This is a genomic window from Streptomyces sp. NPDC059679, from assembly GCF_042734105.1.
Classification (GTDB): Bacteria; Actinomycetota; Actinomycetes; order Streptomycetales; family Streptomycetaceae; genus Streptomyces.
In genome coordinates this window covers 30,511-47,394 of the sequence record NZ_JBHWES010000084.1, presented here as the reverse complement: position 1 = coordinate 47,394, position 16,884 = coordinate 30,511, and the positions used below count along the sequence as shown (strand labels likewise).

General features: G+C 73.3%; 13 protein-coding genes. 9 read left to right on the top strand and 4 right to left on the bottom strand.

The genetic code is table 11. The features are described from left to right. Positions 1-69: 69 nt before the first annotated feature. The 3 genes from ACFV2X_RS48725 to ACFV2X_RS48715 form a co-directional block, all read right to left on the bottom strand. A complete protein-coding gene (locus ACFV2X_RS48725; RefSeq protein WP_385629144.1) occupies positions 70-1,014 on the bottom strand; it encodes an aminoglycoside phosphotransferase family protein in 945 nt (314 codons plus the stop codon). A 118-nt stretch (positions 1,015-1,132) separates the two neighbouring features. Then, positions 1,133-1,645 carry a ferritin-like domain-containing protein gene (locus tag ACFV2X_RS48720; protein WP_385629141.1) on the bottom strand — a complete coding sequence of 171 codons (513 nt, stop codon included), beginning with the start codon at positions 1,643-1,645 and terminating at the stop codon, positions 1,133-1,135. 57 nt (positions 1,646-1,702) lie between these two features. Next, on the bottom strand, positions 1,703-2,251 hold the full coding sequence (locus ACFV2X_RS48715; RefSeq protein ID WP_385629139.1) for a hypothetical protein: 549 nt from the start codon (positions 2,249-2,251) through the stop codon (positions 1,703-1,705). A gap of 290 nt (positions 2,252-2,541) precedes the next feature. Here ACFV2X_RS48715 and rimP point away from each other — a divergent pair, with 290 nt between their 5' ends. The 8 genes from rimP to ACFV2X_RS48675 all read left to right on the top strand — a co-directional run bounded on the left by rimP (position 2,542) and on the right by ACFV2X_RS48675 (position 11,031). Next, entirely contained in the window at positions 2,542-3,084 is a 543-nt protein-coding gene (rimP, locus tag ACFV2X_RS48710) for a ribosome maturation factor RimP (RefSeq protein WP_385629136.1), read from the top strand. A 2-nt stretch (positions 3,085-3,086) separates the two neighbouring features. Continuing rightward, on the top strand, positions 3,087-4,079 hold the full coding sequence (gene nusA / locus ACFV2X_RS48705) for a transcription termination factor NusA (RefSeq protein ID WP_089510706.1): 993 nt from the start codon (positions 3,087-3,089) through the stop codon (positions 4,077-4,079). A gap of 97 nt (positions 4,080-4,176) precedes the next feature. Continuing rightward, positions 4,177-4,467 carry a YlxR family protein gene (locus ACFV2X_RS48700; RefSeq protein ID WP_385629133.1) on the top strand — a complete coding sequence of 97 codons (291 nt, stop codon included), beginning with the start codon at positions 4,177-4,179 and terminating at the stop codon, positions 4,465-4,467. 178 nt (positions 4,468-4,645) lie between these two features. Continuing rightward, a complete protein-coding gene (gene infB / locus ACFV2X_RS48695; RefSeq protein ID WP_385629131.1) occupies positions 4,646-7,771 on the top strand; it encodes a translation initiation factor IF-2 in 3,126 nt (1,041 codons plus the stop codon). Positions 7,772-7,894: 123 nt separating this feature from the next. Further along, positions 7,895-8,191 (top strand): DUF503 domain-containing protein, encoded by a 297-nt coding sequence (locus ACFV2X_RS48690; RefSeq protein WP_089510703.1) that lies wholly within the window; start codon positions 7,895-7,897, stop codon positions 8,189-8,191. Between the two features lie 71 nt (positions 8,192-8,262). Beyond that, positions 8,263-8,781, top strand: coding sequence for a 30S ribosome-binding factor RbfA (rbfA, locus tag ACFV2X_RS48685; RefSeq protein WP_385629126.1), 519 nt, complete (start codon positions 8,263-8,265; stop codon positions 8,779-8,781). Then, entirely contained in the window at positions 8,778-9,710 is a 933-nt protein-coding gene (gene truB, locus ACFV2X_RS48680; protein ID WP_385629124.1) for a tRNA pseudouridine(55) synthase TruB, read from the top strand. Before rbfA ends, truB begins: the two co-directional genes overlap by 4 nt. A gap of 337 nt (positions 9,711-10,047) precedes the next feature. Then, entirely contained in the window at positions 10,048-11,031 is a 984-nt protein-coding gene (locus tag ACFV2X_RS48675; protein WP_385629122.1) for a bifunctional riboflavin kinase/FAD synthetase, read from the top strand. A 117-nt stretch (positions 11,032-11,148) separates the two neighbouring features. On the opposite strand, the gene ACFV2X_RS48670 is transcribed toward ACFV2X_RS48675, so the two are convergent. Continuing rightward, positions 11,149-14,829 carry an SCO5717 family growth-regulating ATPase gene (locus ACFV2X_RS48670; protein WP_385629121.1) on the bottom strand — a complete coding sequence of 1,227 codons (3,681 nt, stop codon included), beginning with the start codon at positions 14,827-14,829 and terminating at the stop codon, positions 11,149-11,151. 499 nt (positions 14,830-15,328) lie between these two features. On the opposite strand from ACFV2X_RS48670, the gene ACFV2X_RS48665 reads away from it, so the two are divergent. After that, positions 15,329-16,876, top strand: coding sequence for a hypothetical protein (locus ACFV2X_RS48665; RefSeq protein WP_385629118.1), 1,548 nt, complete (start codon positions 15,329-15,331; stop codon positions 16,874-16,876). Positions 16,877-16,884: the final 8 nt, after the last annotated feature.

Genomic DNA, 16,884 nt, shown 5'->3' with positions numbered 1-16,884 from the left:
CCCGCGCCCCCCCCCCCGCGCGCCCCGGCCAGGACACGGGGAGGGACGCGGGAGGGGCGCCGGGCCGGCCTACAACCAGCCCGCGAACTCCAGCAGCAGCTCGCCCCGCCGCCGGTCGCCGACCGCGGCGTGCCGCAGCCCGGCCTCGACCGCGCGGAACAGCGTCCAGCCCCGCAGCCGGTCCCGGTCGACGTCCAGTGAGTCCGCCAGCTTCGCGACGCGGCGCCGCGCGGCCGCGGCGGGCCCCGAACCGGCCGCCAGGTCCTCGAAGCGGTCGAGCACCAGCTGCGCCAGGTCGTACGCCCGCTCGCCGACCAGCGGCGTGGGCCCCACGGCCAGCCACGGGGCGCGCTCCCCGGCCAGCACCTTGCCCTGGCGGAAGTCGCCGTGCAGCAGGAGGTGTTCCGGTGCCTGCCCGGACAGCGCTTCGCGCAGCTCCAGCGACTCGTCGACGAGTGGCCGCGCGTCCACCGCCCAGGTCCCGGCGGCGATCAGCCGCAGCGTTTCGACCCCCTCGCCGGTCCGGGCCGCGACCGAGTCGTAAGGGTGCCCCTCGGCAGGCGCCACCCACAGCCGGCGCACCGTGCCCGCCGCCTCCAGCAGCGCCTTGGCCTCGGGGAGCGAGCGCAGCGACACCGCGCTGTGCAGCCGCTCCAGCAGCAGCGCCCCGCTCTCGGGGTCGTCGCGCAGCAGGTGCACCGCGCCCCAGCCGTTCCAGTGCGCGAGCGCCGCCCGCTCATGCCCCGAGTACGGGCCCGGCACCGGGAACTTGAGCGTCGCGGGCGTGCCGTCGGCCTGCCGTACGAGCACGATGAGGCTGCTCCGGCCGCCCGGGCTCGGCACCCGCTCGAGCGTCAGTTCCCAGGCCCGCAGCTGGTGCGCGACCAGCTCGGGCAGTTTGGCCAGCCAGACGCGGGCCGGGCTCTCGGGGTCGTTGCTCAGCGAGTCCAGCAGCCGCTGCGGCAGGGTGATGGGGGCCGCCTCAGGGCCTCCGGGCTGCGGTGCCGATACCATCGCCGAGCTGTCCCCTTTTCATCTGCTTTGTGCGCGGTTACGTCTGCAGCTCACCGGCTTCCGTACGGGTTCGGTCGAGACTGCCGACAGACCATGATCCAACAGCCGCGGCCGACCGTCACAACTCGCCCGCGGACGCGCTCGCCGAGGGCACCCCCGGCGTCGGGCCTGGCGCGGCGGCGCGTTCGGTGAGCCCAGGGAAGGCTACGCCGCTGCCCCGCCAGCGCACCGCGCGGACCGCCGCCTCGCGCAGCGCCCCGGCCGCCTCGCGGCGCAGGGCGCCGTCGGCGGCCCGCACCAGATCGGCGTAGACGGCGGCCACCCGGTTCTCCAGCTCCGCGGCGAGCCGCACCGCGGCCGCGGCGTCCGGCACCGCGAACGGCAGCGCGTAAGCGGGCGCCGCGCCCTCCGGCGTGCCACCCAGGTCGCGCACCGTACGCGCGAGCGCGTCCCGCCGCGCCCGATGCGCGGCGTACCCGTCCCGGGCCTCTTGCAGCCGGTCGTCACCGATCCGCCCACCGACCACGCCGTACCCGTAGACCGCGGCATGCTCGGCGGCCAGCGCCGCCTGCGTGGCCTTGAGCGCCATGGCGCGTTCCTCGCGACGCGCGCGAGCCGTCGAGGCGGTCATCTCAGTCCCCTTCCGCGGCGCCCGGCGCCGCTGTTCGGTAGTTGTCGGGCGGCGGGGTCATGAGTTGCCCGATGTGAGCAGGTACGCGTGGGCGGCGCCGCAGGCGGCGATCGAGGCCAGGAGACGGGCGAGCTCGGGTGGGGCGTCGCGGAGCGCGGCGGTGCGGGTGTCGGCGGTGTGGCGTTCGGCGCGGGCGAGCGCGGCCAGCGCCTTCTTCTCGTCCTTCGGGACATCCGGGACACGCGTCGCGCCCGCGGAAGCGGACGGGGACGCGGAAGCGGAAGGCGAAGCGGAGGAGGGCGAGGCGGGCGCGGACGCGGGCGCGCGGAAGGCCTCCAGGTGGCGGGCCGTCTCCTCGCGCAGCGGCCGCAGCCGGTCCGCCAGCTTCGGATGCGCGTCGGCGGTCGCGTCGTAGCGCGCCAGAAGCGCGGCGGAGTCGCGCGCGCCCCGGGTGCGCAGCCGCTCCTCGCCCGCCCGGGCCCCGGCCGCGTCGGGCCGGGACCCGGAGTCGTCGGAGCAGCCGGCCAGCAGCGCGGTGGCCCCGATCGCACCGCCGGCCAGCAGGAGATTCCGCCGACCCGGGGACGGAGACGGGGACCGGGACACGGACGAGGGCGAGGACGAGGGGCGCGGCGGCTCGCCAAAGGACGAGCCAAAGGACAGGGGCGCGCGGGCAGGGCGCGGGGGCGGTGGGGGAGTCGTGATCGGCACGTTCCTCTTTCCCGGCTGCGGCCGCTCACGGCCGCCATTGGTGATCACAGCAGGCGAGCGTACCCTCGCGCGGGGCGACCACCTGGCACCAGCCACCGAATCGTCAGTCGGCCGCCGGAACGGATAGGCTTTGACCTGACACGCGACCTTCCCACAACAGCACACGCGGCCGAGGAGTCACCCGGATGAGCACCACCCAGAGCGAGAGGCTGCGCGGACTGCTGGAACCGCTCGTCAGCGCGCGGGACCTGGATCTGGAAGAGGTCGAGGTGACGCCGGCCGGGAAGCGGCGCGTGCTCCGTATCGTGGTGGACTCCGACGACGGCGTGCAGCTGGACGCGTGTGCGGAGCTGAGCCGGGCGATCTCGCAGACGCTCGACGACACCGACGCGATGGGCCAGCACCCGTACGTTCTGGAAGTCACCTCTCCCGGTGCCGACCGTCCCCTGACCGAGCCGCGCCACTACCGCCGGGCCGCCGGCCGTCTGATCAAGGCGCGGCTGGCGGAGGGCGGCGAGCTGGTCGCACGGATCACCGCGGTGGACGACGACGGGCTCGACGTGGAGGTGCCGGGCGTGAAGGGGCGCAGGCCCACCGCCCGACGGCTGGCCTTCAAGGAGATCTCCAAAGCACGCGTGGAGATCGAGTTCAACCGTAAGCCCGCTGAGCCCGCCGACACCGCCGAGAAGGCCGCGGGCGCGAGCGACGAGAGCAAGGAGGAGGCGTAGCCGTGGACATCGACATGAGTGCCCTGCGGGGTCTGGTTCGGGAGAAGGAGATCTCGTTCGACCTGCTGGTCGAGGCGATCGAGTCGGCCCTCCTCATCGCCTACCACCGCACGGAGGGCAGCCGCCGCCGGGCCCGTGTGGAGCTGGACCGGGCGACCGGCCATGTGACGGTGTGGGCCAGGGAGGACGCCGAGGACCTGGCGGAGGGCGAGGAGCCCAGGGAGTTCGACGACACCCCCTCCGGTTTCGGCCGGATCGCCGCGATGACCGCCAAGCAGGTCATCCTGCAGCGGCTGCGGGACGCCGAGGAGGAGATCACCTTCGGCGAGTACGCGGGGCGGGAGGGCGATGTCGTCACGGGCGTCGTCCAGCAGGGCAAGGACCCGAAGAACGTCCTGGTGGACATCGGCAGGCTCGAGGCGATCCTGCCGGTGCAGGAGCAGGTCCCGGGCGAGGACTACGCGCACGGCACCCGGCTGCGCTCGTATGTCGTGCGCGTCGTCAAGGGCGTGCGCGGCCCGTCCGTCACCCTGTCGCGCACCCACCCGAACCTGGTGAAGAAGCTCTTCGCGCTCGAGGTGCCGGAGATCGCGGACGGCTCCGTGGAGATCGCGGCGATCGCGCGCGAGGCGGGCCACCGCACCAAGATCGCCGTTCGTTCCACCCGTTCGGGTCTGAACGCCAAGGGCGCGTGCATCGGCCCGATGGGCGGCCGGGTCCGCAGCGTGATGGCCGAGCTGCACGGCGAGAAGATCGACATCGTGGACTGGTCCGACGACCCGGCGGAGCTGGTGGCGAACGCGCTGTCACCGGCCCGGGTGAGCAAGGTCGAGGTGGTGGACATGGCGGCGCGCTCCGCGCGCGTCACCGTGCCCGACTACCAGCTCTCCCTCGCGATCGGGAAGGAAGGGCAGAACGCCCGGCTGGCTGCCCGGCTGACGGGCTGGCGGATCGATATCCGGCCCGATACGGAACAGCCCGCCGAGCAAGGCTGATTCACCGGACGGCCGTCCGGGATTCAGCCGAAAACATCTGGCTGTCCGATCACATCCCCCAAGGGGTGCGGTCGGCTCAGGGAGGTAGACTTAATCAGTGTCTGGCCGCACGCGTGCTTGCGCATGCCCTGAGAGAACCTGTGTGGGATGCCGGGAGCGGGCGGCCAAGGACGATCTGCTGCGGATCGTGACGGCCGAGGGCGCGTGCGTCCCCGACCGGCGCGGTACGCTGCCCGGTCGGGGTGCTTATGTGCATCTCACACGGGTCTGCCTCGACCTGGCGGTCCGCCGCCGGGCTTTTCCCCGGGCCTTCAGGGGGCCGGGGCCGCTCGACACCACGGCGCTGCGCCGCTACGTCGAGCACGCCGAGCAGGCAGCGGCGCAGTAAGAAGGCGCGTAAGCAGCCGTAAGAAGCAAGAAGAACGGCACGGGTCACCGTGCGGTCAGGTACCTCGCGAGTCGGAAGTAGGTCGAGATTGCGATGAGCACTCGATGAGTACGCGATGAGTACGCCCATGAAGTAGCGACGGTCCGGCGGACGACCACCCCGGACCAGAAGGAGCGAAGTGGCTAAGGTCCGGGTATACGAGCTCGCCAAGGAGTTCGGAGTTGAGAGCAAGGTCGTCATGGCCAAGCTCCAAGAACTTGGCGAATTCGTCCGTTCGGCGTCTTCGACGATCGAAGCGCCTGTTGTTCGCAAGTTGACTGACGCTTTCCAGCAGGGCGGCTCCGGCCGGGCCGCTGGTAAGCCCTCGGCGCCGCGCAAGGCGGCGCCCGCCAAGCCGTCCGCGCCCACTCCGGCGTCGGCGGCACGTCCTGCTGCCCCCAAGCCCCCGACCCCCGGCCCCAAGCCGGTCGTGGCGGAGGGCCCCAAGAGCATGCCGTCGGCGCCCACTCCGGGCCCGCGGCCCACCCCCGGCGCTCCTGGTGCCCCTGGTGCACGGCCGACCCCCGGCCCCAAGCCGGCTCCGGCCCAGCCCGCGGCTCCGGCGCAGCCCGAGTTCACCGCCCCGCCGTCGCCGGCCCCGGCGGCCCCGCGGCCCACCGGCGCCAAGCCGGCTGGTCCGGGCAAGCCCGGCGGTGCCCCCGGCCCGCGCCCCGGCGCCCGTCCGGGTGGCCCGGGACAGGGTCGTGACCAGGGTCAGGGTGGCCGTCCCGGCGGCGCTCCGCGCCCCGGCGGCGAGCGCGCCCCGCGTCCGGGCGGTCCCCGTCCGGCCGGTCCGCGTCCGGGCAACAACCCCTTCACCTCCGGCGGCTCCACCGGTATGGCGCGCCCGCAGGCGCCCCGTCCCGGCGCCGCCCCGCGCCCCGGCGGCCAGGGCGGCGCCGGTCCGCGTCCGCAGGGCGGCCAGGGTGGCGGGCAGCGTCCCGCCGGAGGCCCTGGTGGCGGACACGGCGGTCCCCGTCCCACCCCGGGCGGAATGCCGCGTCCCCAGGGCGCGCAGGGTGGCGGTCCCCGTCCCGGCGGCGGCCCGCGCCCGAACCCGGGCATGATGCCGCAGCGTCCCGCCGCGGGCCCGCGTCCGGGCCCCGGTGGCGGCGGTCGCGGTCCCGGCGGCGCCGGTCGTCCCGGTGGCGGCGGCGGTCGTCCGGGCGGCGGCGGCTTCGCCGGTCGTCCCGGTGGTGGCGGTGGCGGCGGTGGCCGTCCCGGTTTCGCCGGCCGTCCGGGTGGTCCCGGCGGCGGCGGTGGTGGCGGCGGCTTCGGTGGCGGCGGTGGCCGTCCCGGCTTCGGCGGCCGTCCGGGTGGTCCCGGTGGCCGTGGTGGCACGCAGGGCGCCTTCGGCCGTCCCGGCGGTCCGGCGCGTCGTGGCCGTAAGTCGAAGCGGCAGCGTCGCCAGGAGTACGAGGCCATGCAGGCCCCGTCCATCGGCGGCGTGATGCTGCCGCGCGGCAACGGCCAGACGGTCCGGCTGTCGCGGGGTGCCTCGCTCACCGACTTCGCGGAGAAGATCAACGCCAACCCGGCGTCCCTGGTCCAGGTGATGTTCAACCTGGGCGAGATGGTCACCGCGACGCAGTCCGTTGCCGATGAGACGCTGCAGCTCCTCGCCGACGAGATGAACTACAACATCGAGATCGTCAGCCCGGAGGAGGAGGACCGCGAGCTTCTCGAGTCCTTCGACATCGAGTTCGGCGAGAACGAGGGCGGCGAGGAAGAGCTCGTCTCCCGTCCGCCGGTCGTGACCGTCATGGGTCACGTCGACCACGGTAAGACCCGACTGCTGGACGCGATCCGCAAGACGAACGTCATCGCGGGCGAGGCCGGCGGTATCACCCAGCACATCGGTGCGTACCAGGTCGCCACCGAGGTCAACGGCGAGGACCGGAGGATCACCTTCATTGACACTCCGGGTCACGAGGCGTTCACCGCCATGCGTGCCCGCGGTGCCAAGTCGACCGACATCGCGATCCTCGTGGTGGCGGCCAACGACGGTGTGATGCCCCAGACGGTCGAGGCGCTGAACCACGCCAAGGCGGCCGATGTGCCGATCGTGGTCGCGGTCAACAAGATCGACGTCGAGGGCGCGGACCCGACCAAGGTGCGCGGTCAGCTGACCGAGTACGGCCTGGTGGCCGAGGAGTACGGCGGCGACACCATGTTCGTCGACATCTCCGCCAAGCAGGGTCTGCACATCGACGACCTCCTGGAGGCCGTCATCCTCACCGCCGACGCCTCGCTCGACCTGCGGGCCAACCCCGTCCAGGACGCGCAGGGCATCGCGATCGAGGCGCACCTCGACCGCGGCCGCGGCGCCGTGGCCACCGTGCTGGTCCAGCGCGGCACCCTGCGGGTCGGCGACACGATGGTGGCCGGCGACGCGTACGGCCGCGTCCGGGCGATGCTCGACGACAACGGCAACGCGCTGGAGGAGGCAGGCCCCTCGACCCCGGTCCTGGTGCTCGGTCTCACCAACGTCCCCGGCGCGGGCGACAACTTCCTCGTCGTCGACGAGGACCGCACCGCCCGCCAGATCGCCGAGAAGCGCGCGGCACGCGAGCGCAACGCGGCCTTCGCCAAGCGGACCCGCCGGGTGTCGCTGGAGGACCTGGACAAGGTGCTCAAGGCCGGCGAGGTGCAGCAGCTCAACCTCATCATCAAGGGCGACGCGTCCGGTTCGGTCGAGGCCCTGGAGTCCTCGCTGCTCCAGCTCGACGTGGGCGACGAGGTCGACCTGCGGGTGCTGCACCGCGGTGTGGGTGCCGTCACCGAGACCGACATCGACCTGGCGACCGGCTCCGACGCCATCGTCATCGGCTTCAACGTGCGCGCCGAGGGGCGTGCCACGCAGATGGCCGAGCGCGAGGGCGTGGACGTCCGCTACTACTCGATCATCTACCAGGTGATCGAGGAGATCGAGGCGGCCCTGAAGGGCATGCTGAAGCCGGAGTTCGAAGAGGTCGAGCTCGGTACGGCGGAGATCCGCGAGGTCTTCCGCTCGTCCAAGCTGGGCAACATCGCGGGTGTTCTCATCCGCTCCGGCGAGGTCAAGCGGAACACCAAGGCGCGCCTCCTCCGCGACGGCAAGGTCATCGCGGAGAACCTCAACATCGAGGGTCTGCGCCGCTTCAAGGACGACGTCACCGAGATTCGCGAAGGCTTCGAGGGCGGTATCAACCTCGGCAGCTACAACGACATCAAGATCGACGACGTCATCGCCACCTACGAGATGCGCGAGAAGCCGCGCGGCTGACGCGCTGCTGCTCATCCGGGGCCGGTCGGCGGAGTATTTCCGTCGATCGGCCCCGGCCATTGCGTGTACGGTTTCGAAGAGCCTGCACACCTAAGGCCCCACGGGTGGCTTGACCCGGACTGCATGTATGTAGGGACGCTGTCCTTCGACCTGCTCCTCGGCGACGTACGGTCGCTCAAGGAGAAACGCTCCGTCGTCCGCCCGATCGTCGCCGAACTGCACCGCCGCTACGCGGTGAGCGTGGCGGAGGTCGGAGACCAGGACCTCTACCGCAGGGTCGAGATCGGCCTCGCGGTGGTCTCGGGGGACGCGAGCCATCTGACGGACGTACTCGACCGCTGCGAGCGCTGGGTCGCCGCACGGCCCGAGGTGGAACTGCTGTCGGTGCGGCGCCGGTTCCACGGCAGCCACGATGAATAGCCGTGTGAGTGCATGAACGCTGAGCGTCCCCGACCATCGATTGTCGAACCGAAGAAGAGAGAAGAAGACGCATGACCGACACCGCGCGGGCACGCAAGCTGGCTGACCGCATCCGGGTCGTGGTCGCGGAGACCCTGCAGCGGCGGATCAAGGACCCGCGGCTCGGCTACGTCACGATCACCGACACCCGGGTCACCGGTGACCTGCGGGAGGCGACCGTCTTCTACACGGTCTTCGGTGACGACGAGGAGCGGGCGGCCTCCGCGGCGGCTCTGGAGAGCGCCAAGGGCGTGCTGCGGTCCGAGGTCGGCCGGCAGACCGGGGTGCGCTTCACCCCGTCCCTGACGTTCGTCCCGGACGCGCTGCCGGACAACGCCCGGACGATCGACGACCTGCTCGCCAAGGCCAAGGCGGCGGACGCCCAGGTGCGCGAGGCGTCCTCGGGCGCCACGTACGCAGGTGACGCCGACCCGTACCGGAAGCCCGGCGAAGAACCCGGGGAGGCCGAGGAGGCTGCCGAGGGTCCTGTCGCCGCCGACGGCGCCCGCGATGGCGCCCGCACCGATGGCAAGGGCTCCTCGGACGCATGACGCGCAAGGGACGGGCCGGCTCCACGGCCCCGGACGGCCTGGTGATCGTCGACAAGCCGGCCGGCTTCACCTCACACGACGTCGTGGCCAAGATGCGCCGCTTCGCCGGGACCCGGCGGGTCGGCCACGCCGGGACGCTGGACCCCATGGCCACGGGCGTGCTCGTGATCGGCGTGGAGAAGGCCACCCGGCTGCTCGGGCATCTGGCGCTGACCGAGAAGGGTTACTCGGCGACGATCCGGCTCGGCCAGACCACCGTCACGGACGACGCGGAGGGGGAGATCACCTCCTCCGCCGGCGTCGCCGGGACGGCCCTGACCGCCGTCGAGGCCGTTGAGGCCGTCAAGGCCGGGATCGCCGCGCTGACCGGGGACATCATGCAGGTGCCCTCCAAGGTCAGCGCGATCAAGATCGACGGCAAGCGCTCCTACGCACGGGCGCGGGAGGGTGAGGACTTCGAGATCCCGGCACGGCCGGTGACCGTGTCGTCCTTCACCCTCCACGCGCACCGCGAGGCCAAGGCGGAGGACGGCACCCCCGTCCTCGACCTGGACGTCACCGTGGTGTGCTCCTCGGGCACCTACATCCGGGCGCTGGCCCGCGACCTGGGCGCCGGTCTTGGCGTCGGCGGCCATCTGACCGCGCTGCGGCGCACCAGGGTCGGTCCGTACGGGCTGGCCGCCGCCAGGACGCTGCCGCAGCTGGAGGAGTCCCTTCAGATCATGCCCATCGCCGAGGCCGCGGCCGCCGCCTTCCCGCGCTGGGACGTCGACGAGGACCGGGCCCGGCTGCTGGGCAACGGCGTACGGATCGGCATGCCGGAGCGAGAGGAGACCGGGCCGGTGGCGGTCTTCGGTCCGGAGGGGCGCTTTCTGGCCCTGGTGGAAGAGCACGAGGGCAAGGCGAAGAGCCTGGCCGTGTTCGCCTGAGGCTGCCCGTCTCAGGGGTGCTGCCCGAAGCGTGGCCCCCTTGGGCCGCTCCGCACCGCGGGGCGGCCTTCGCCGTTCCGCGGTGCGTCGCGCCCCCCTTTACCCCCCTAGGGTCTCTGTCCACCCCAACGCCCGAATTCACCCCATCGAGCAGGCGCTCAGGAGGGTCGGCGGGAGCGGAAGGGGGCGCGTTCCGGTGTGTGGGCACCGCTGTCACCTGCACGGACGCCGGTCGGGGCGGCTTGTCGTGCCGACCGATGCGAAGCGTACGCCGACGACATGGCAGTCTTAGACCTGCGAAGTGGACAGACATGAGTTCGGGCGAGGAGCGGGCACAGTGCAGCGCTGGCGTGGCTTGGAGGACATCCCCGAGGACTGGGGACGCAGCGTCGTCACCATCGGCTCCTATGACGGGGTGCACCGGGGACACCAGGTGATCATCAGCCGTACGGTGGCGCGCGCTCGTGAGCTGGGCGTACCGGCGGTCGTGGTGACCTTCGACCCGCACCCCAGCGAGGTCGTGCGGCCGGGCAGCCATCCGCCGCTGCTCGCCCCGCACCACCGGCGGGCCGAGCTGATGGCCGGTCTTGGCGTGGACGCGGTGCTGATCCTGCCCTTCACAGCGGAGTTCTCCCGGCTGTCGCCCGGCGACTTCGTGGTGAAGGTGCTGGTCGACAAGTTGCACGCACGGGCCGTGGTGGAGGGCCCGAACTTCCGCTTCGGCCACAAGGCCGCCGGGAACGTCGCGTTTCTGCAGGAGCTCGGCACGACGTACGACTACGAGGTCGAACTCGTCGACCTGTACCAGCGCGGGGCGGCGGGCGGCGGTGAGCCGTTCTCCTCCACCCTGGTGCGCCGGCTGGTCGCCGAGGGGGACGTCGCGGGCGCCATGGAGGTCCTGGGGCGGCCGCACCGCGTCGAGGGCGTGGTGGTGCGCGGTGCCCAGCGCGGTCGCGAGCTCGGCTTTCCGACGGCCAACCTGGAGACGCTGCCGCACACCGCGATCCCGGCCGACGGGGTGTACGCGGGCTGGCTGACGGCCCAGGGCGAGGCCATGCCGGCGGCGATCTCGGTCGGCACGAACCCGCAGTTCGACGGTACGGAGCGCACGGTCGAGGCGTACGCGATCGACCGCGTGGGCCTGGACCTGTACGGCCTGCACGTCGAGGTGGACTTCCTCGCCTATCTGCGCGGCCAGGAGACGTTCTCGTCCATCGAGGCCCTGCTCGAGCGCATGGCGGTCGATGTGAAGCGGGCCCGTGAGCTGGTCGAGGCCGCCGACTCTCCCGAGGCCGCCTTCCGGGTCGGCGACAGCCGCTGACGCTGCCTGCGCGGCGGCGGCCCAGGCGGGGACCGGACGACGAAGACGAAGACGCCGGGCGGGCTGGATCCATTCAGCCCGCCCGGCGTCTTCGTACCTGCCTCGCCGGCGCGGCGCTCAGCCCTGGGGCCCGCCCGGCTGCTGCTGCCAGCCCTGCCACGGCTGCCCGGGCTGGCCCGGCTGCTGGCCGTGCTGAGCGGGCTGGCCCGGTTGCTGGGCCTGCTGAGCGGGCTGGCCGGGCTGGCCCGGTTGCTGGGCCTGCTGTCCCGGCTGCGCCGCGCCCGGATAGGGCTGCTGAGGCTGCTGCTGCCAGCCCTGTTGCGGTGCACCCGGGTAACCGGGTTGAGCCGGCTGACCGGGCTGCGGATACCCGGGCTGCGGCTGTCCAGGCTGCCCCGGTTGACCGGGTTGCCCGGGCTGTGGGTACCCCGGCTGTCCCGGGTACTGGGGCTGGTGCTGCTGCGGGTACGGCTGCTGAGGCTGCTGCCCGTACGCGTCGCCGTGCTGCTGCCCTGGCAGCGGCGGAGCCATCTGCGGCGGCTGCTGGCTGCCGTCCGCCGTCCACAGCCCCTGTGCCTGCTGCGCGCGGGCGAAGTCCTCGGCGACCATGGCGGAGAGGTTGAAGTACGCCTCCCGGGTCTTGGGCCGCATCATGTCCAGGTCCACCTCCGCGCCCGCCGACAGATGCTCGTCGAACGGCACGACGATCACGCCCCGGCACCGGGTCTCGAAGTGCGACACGATGTCCTCGACCTTGATCATCTTGCCGGTCTCCCGCACCCCGGAGATGACCGTGATGCTGCGCGAGACCAGATCGGCGTAGCCGTGGGCGGAGAGCCAGTCGAGGGTGGTGCTGGCGCTGCTGGCGCCGTCCACGGAGGGGGTGGAGATGATGATCAGCTGGTCGGCGAGGTCGAGGACCCCGCGCATGGCGCTGTAGAGCAGGCCGGTGCCCGAGTCGGTGAGGATGATCGGATACTGCTTGCCCAGTACGTCGATGACGCGGCGGTAGTCCTCGTCGTTGAAGGTCGTCGAGACCGCCGGGTCCACGTCGTTGGCCAGGATCTCCAGACCGGAGGCCGCCTGCGAGGTGAACCGCCGGATGTCCATGTAGCTGTTGAGATACGGGATCGCGGTCACCAGGTCGCGGATCGTCGCCCCCGTCTCGCGGCGCACCCGGCGGCCGAGCGTGCCCGCGTCCGGGTTGGCGTCGATCGCGATGACCTTGTCCTGCCGCTCGCTGGCGAGGGTGGAGCCCAGAGCGGTGGTCGTGGTCGTCTTGCCGACGCCGCCCTTGAGGCTGATCACCGCGATGCGGTAGCAGGACAGGACGGGCGTACGGATCAGCTCGAGCTTGCGCTGCCGCTCGGCCTCCTCCTTCCGGCCACCGATCTTGAACCGCGAGGGCCCGCTGTTGTTGTTCTTCTTGGGCTTCTGCTTGCCGCGGATCAGCCGGTCCGAGGACAGCTCGACCGCGGCGGTGTAACCGAGCGGGGCCCCCGCGCCGCCCGCCGGGCGCTGCCGCTGCTCAGGGTTGATGACGGGCCAGCCGCCGGTGCGCGGGTCGAGGGGGGAGTCGTTGTTGTCACTGCTGGGCGTGTTCGCGGCCTCGCCGGGGCGCGGGTAGCCGTAGCCGTCCTGCGGGTTCTGCTGCGGGTAGCCGTAAACGGCCTGGGGGCCGGGCGCGGCGGGGCCGGGCTGCCCGGTCTGCGCGGCGGGGGTGCCACCGGTGGGGGTGGCGTCGGCGGGGCGCGGGAAGCCGTAGCCGCCCGGCTGGCCCTGCGGGCCGGGTGCGGCGGGTCCTTGTGCGCCCTGGCCCTGGGGCTGCTGTTGCGGGTTTCCGGGTCCGGCGGCCGGGCCGGGGAAGCCGTAGCCGCCCTGCTGCGGGCCTGCCGGGGGCTGGCCGACGGCCGGGGGCGTGGGCTGTGCGGGATTCGGAACGGGGGCTCCGGGCTGCGGATATCCGTAACCACGGTTGTCAGGGCCGGGTTGCGCCGGACCGCCCTGTGGCACGGCGCCCTGTGGCACGGCGCCCTGTGGCACGGCGCCGTGCGGACCAGGCGCGTTCATGGCCTGGGGCGGTACGGCCTGCCCGGCGATCGGGGTGCCGTCGACAGGAGTGCTGTCAACGGGGCGCGGGAAGCCGTAGCCGCCCGGCTGGCCCTGCGGGCCGGGGGCGGCGGGTCCCTGCGCGCCCTGGCCCTGGGGCTGTTGCTGCGGGTTTCCGGGTCCGGCGGCCGCGCCGGGGAAGCCGTAGCCGCCCTGCTGCGGGCCCGCCGGGGCCTGGCCGGGGGCAGCCGGGGAGGCCTGAGGGCCGGTCGGGGTGCCGGGGGCGGGCTGCCCCTCGGTGCCCGGGGCCGGTGGCGGCCACGCGGCGGCCTGCTGTGCGAACGAGCCGTCCGCACCGGGCCCGCCGGTCGCGCCGGGCGCCTGCTGTGGGGCGTCCGTACGCTGCTGCGGAAGCGGTGCGCCCGGACCCGCGGCAGCGGCGCCCTGGGCCGGCCACGCCGCGCCCGGGACGGGCTGTGCGCCGCCACCCGGCGCTTCGGCCGCGCCCGGCGCGCCCGTAGCACCGCCGGCGCTCTGCGGCGCGGCGGGCTGGAAGTCCGGGGGCAGCGGTGGCAGACCGGCCTGCGGAGCGCCCGGCGGGGCCCACGCGGCGGGCTGCTGGCCGGACTGCGGCGGCTGCCCGGCGGGCGGCGCGTCCTGGGGCCCGGGCTCGGAGCCCTGGCCCTCAGGCGGCACAGGGCCCGCCCCTTCGGTGCTCTTGGCTCTGCGCTCGGCGATGTCGCGGCGCAGGGCGGCGGTGGAGAACCGCAGGGTGCCCTCGCTGCGCACATCGCCGCTCTGCGCCGCGTCGGTGGGCGCGGGAGGGGCCGGGGGCACGTCGGCGGGAACAGCATCGGACGGCTCGGCCCCACCAGTTGCGGCGCCACCAGCCGCGCCGACGCCAACGGGGCCACCGGGACCATCAGCGCCGCCGGCCCCGTCGCCCGCCCGCTCCGCGATCTCACGGTGCAGGGCGGCGGGGGAGAACCGCATGGTGGCGTGGCCACCCACGTCGCCGGAACCGGAACCGGAACCGGCACTCGAACCGGAACCGGAACCGGAACCGGAACCGCCGGGCTGCGGCGCCGCGTCGTCCCGGACGTCGCCGGAACCGGCGGCGGCCGTGCCGGCGTCCGCTGTCGTGGGGCCCTCGGCGGCATCGGCGACCTGGGGAGCCGCGGGCTCCCGCCCCTCGGGGGCGTCGCCCGCGCCCGGGGCCTGGCCCGCCGCTTGGCCGTCCCCGGCCGGTCCCTCCCCACCGGCCCCGGACGGCGACGCGGTGTCAGCTGCCGGGGCGTCAGCCGTGGGATGGGCGGGAGCCGTGGAAGGGGCGGGAACGCTGGGCTGGAGCGTGTAGTCGGATGAATCCGGCAAATCCGACGGCGCGCCCGACGCTTGGGGTCGCTCGGCAGTGAACTCGCCCGCGGCCTGCCCCACGGGCGTTCCGGCGGGGGGAGTACCGGGGGCGGGCGCACCCGCCGCCGGCCACGCGGGTGTGAAGCCGTTCGGCTCGGGAACCCCGGGCGTAGTCACCGGACCGCCCGCCGGGGGCGGAGGCGGCGCCGATGCGCTCCCGCCGATCCCGGCACCCGGACCGCCCGGAGTCGCCGACGACGAGGCGTTCTGCGTGTACCAGGCAGGCGGGGTGTAATCGATGGTGAATTCGCCCGTGTGCTCGGTCTCCGCGTCGGACCGATCATCGCCGGGTGTGGTTCCGCCCGCGCGGATCTCGTCCCGATCGCTACTCACAATGCCTCCTGGTGTGGTCGAGCACCTTTGAAATTCTTGGCGAGGCCGATCGTTGCCGATCGTTACTGTCGTCCGACCGCTCGGCTTTCCCCGTTGCGACGCCGGGAACCCGAGATCAGGTTCTCCATCGTGCACACCAAGACTAATCACCATGGGCGCCGTGGGGGCAGGCCCGTCCCCGCCCTCAAACCTGTCCGGTACCGGACGCACGTGTCATGGCAACATCCCGTACGCCGCGCGCACACTTTCTCCTTGTACATCTCGGCGCGCTGTGACGCCCAATACGCCCACGGCCCGGCCCGCGTACGGACCGGCCAGCGCCAACAGATGGCCGCACGACCATCGGTGTACCTCTGCCCCGGGTGATACAAAGATTCCCCGCTCGAATGCCCTTCGTACAGCGGGATCCCGACCGAATCGCTCCTTTCCGGGAGGAACGGCCTTCTGGATCGCGGGGGGAGGCCGACCGGTCCGAGGACCCGGGTAAGAGGTAAGCGCGATGCCGCAGCCGCCCCAGCCCCCCGACCGGCCGCCGTCGCCTCCGGCGGGCGGCGGACGAGAGCGTGACAGACGTCGCAAGTCCCTTGTCGTCGGCGCGGCCGTGGCCGCCCTGTTCGCGGTGGGAGCCGGGGTGTGGGCCGCGGTGGGGCACGGCGGCGGGCGGTCCGACGCCGGGCCGAGGACGCGGGACACCGACCGGGCCGGACGGCATACGGACGTGGTCCCGACCGGGCCCAGCGGCGGGACCGGCACCACCAGCGGTCGGCACGGCGGTGAGAGCGGCCCCGACGATGCGCGCCGACCGGGCGAGGCGAGGGTGCTGTTCCGGAAACCCGCGCCCCAGGCCCCCAAGACCGGCGCCGACATCCCCGGCTTCTGGGTGATGGACGGTTATGTCGTCAAGCCCGTCCAGAACCGGGTCATCGCCTACGGCGACCACGGCGAGCCCAAGTGGACCGTCAAGCTCCGTGACGCGGTGTGCGCGGTCCCCGAATCCCCCACCGACGGCAAGGTGGTCATCGCCTACCGCGGCGGCGGTAAGGACGAGTGCGGTCGGCTGGCGCTCATCGACCTCGACAAGGGCGTCAAGCTCTGGGACCGGCGCGCCCCGTATACGGCCCCCTCCGCACCGGGCGCCCCCACCCCAGGAGCCGCCACTCAGGGCGCCTCCCCTCCCCATGCCCCCACCGCCTCCGGCGGCGACCACCTCGGCATGGGCCTGGCCCAGAGCGGTGATCTCGTCGGCCTCTCCTGGTACGGCGGTTCGGCCGTCCTCAAGGTCGACGACGGGCGCCAGGTCTCGCCCGGCGCACCCGGCCCGGGCTGCGATGTGGACGGCTTCGCGGGCGGCCGGGCGTTGCTGCGCGCCTATTCCTGCGACGACGGCACCGCGGGGCTGCAGCGGATCAACACATCCACGGACGAGGTCTCCTGGACCTACCGCGTACGCAAGGGCTACAAGGTCAGCACGATCTTCTCCACCGCCCCCGTCGTCGTCGCCCTCGCCGATGACCACCACAAGTCGGGTGGCGTTCTCGCGCTGTCGGATCGCGGCAAGCGGCGCTCGTCCCTCGATCTGGGCAAGCGGTCCTATCAACCGGAGTGCGGCCTCGACCTCTTCGGCACCAAGCTGGGCGGCTGCCGGGGCGTCGCGGTCTCCTCGGACACGCTCTACCTCCCGACCGAGCTGACGCTGGCCCGCGATGGGCGCCCGAGCAGCGAGATCCACGCCTTCGACCTGAGGACTGGGCAGCGGAAGTGGGCGGCCAAGGTGCCCGGCCGGACGCTGTTTCCGCTGAGCGTGGAGGGCGGGGCCCTGATCGCCTACGAGGAGCCGACGGACCGTACGGCGGGCTCCGTCGTCGGCATCGGCACGGGCGGAGGCAGGCCCAGGACACTGCTGCGGCTGCCGAGCGCGACCCGGGTCGCGGAGGCCGGCCTCGCCTCCGCGACCCGGGTCTACCGGAACGGCGTTTTCTATATCGCGTCCGACCGGTTGACGGGTTCGGGAGCGGCCGAAGAGATGATCATGGCTTTCTGCCGCTGACCGCCGTC

Bases quoted from the DNA above. Each gene is read 5' to 3' on its own strand.
- ACFV2X_RS48665 (WP_385629118.1), top strand. From the start codon at position 15,329: ATGCCGCAGCCGCCCCAGCCCCCCGACCGGCCGCCGTCGCCTCCGGCG.
- ACFV2X_RS48725 (WP_385629144.1), bottom strand. From the start codon at position 1,014: ATGGTATCGGCACCGCAGCCCGGAGGCCCTGAGGCGGCCCCCATCACC.
- rimP (WP_385629136.1), top strand. From the start codon at position 2,542: ATGAGCACCACCCAGAGCGAGAGGCTGCGCGGACTGCTGGAACCGCTC.
- ACFV2X_RS48720 (WP_385629141.1), bottom strand. From the start codon at position 1,645: ATGACCGCCTCGACGGCTCGCGCGCGTCGCGAGGAACGCGCCATGGCG.
- ACFV2X_RS48690 (WP_089510703.1), top strand. From the start codon at position 7,895: ATGTATGTAGGGACGCTGTCCTTCGACCTGCTCCTCGGCGACGTACGG.
- rbfA (WP_385629126.1), top strand. From the start codon at position 8,263: ATGACCGACACCGCGCGGGCACGCAAGCTGGCTGACCGCATCCGGGTC.
- truB (WP_385629124.1), top strand. From the start codon at position 8,778: ATGACGCGCAAGGGACGGGCCGGCTCCACGGCCCCGGACGGCCTGGTG.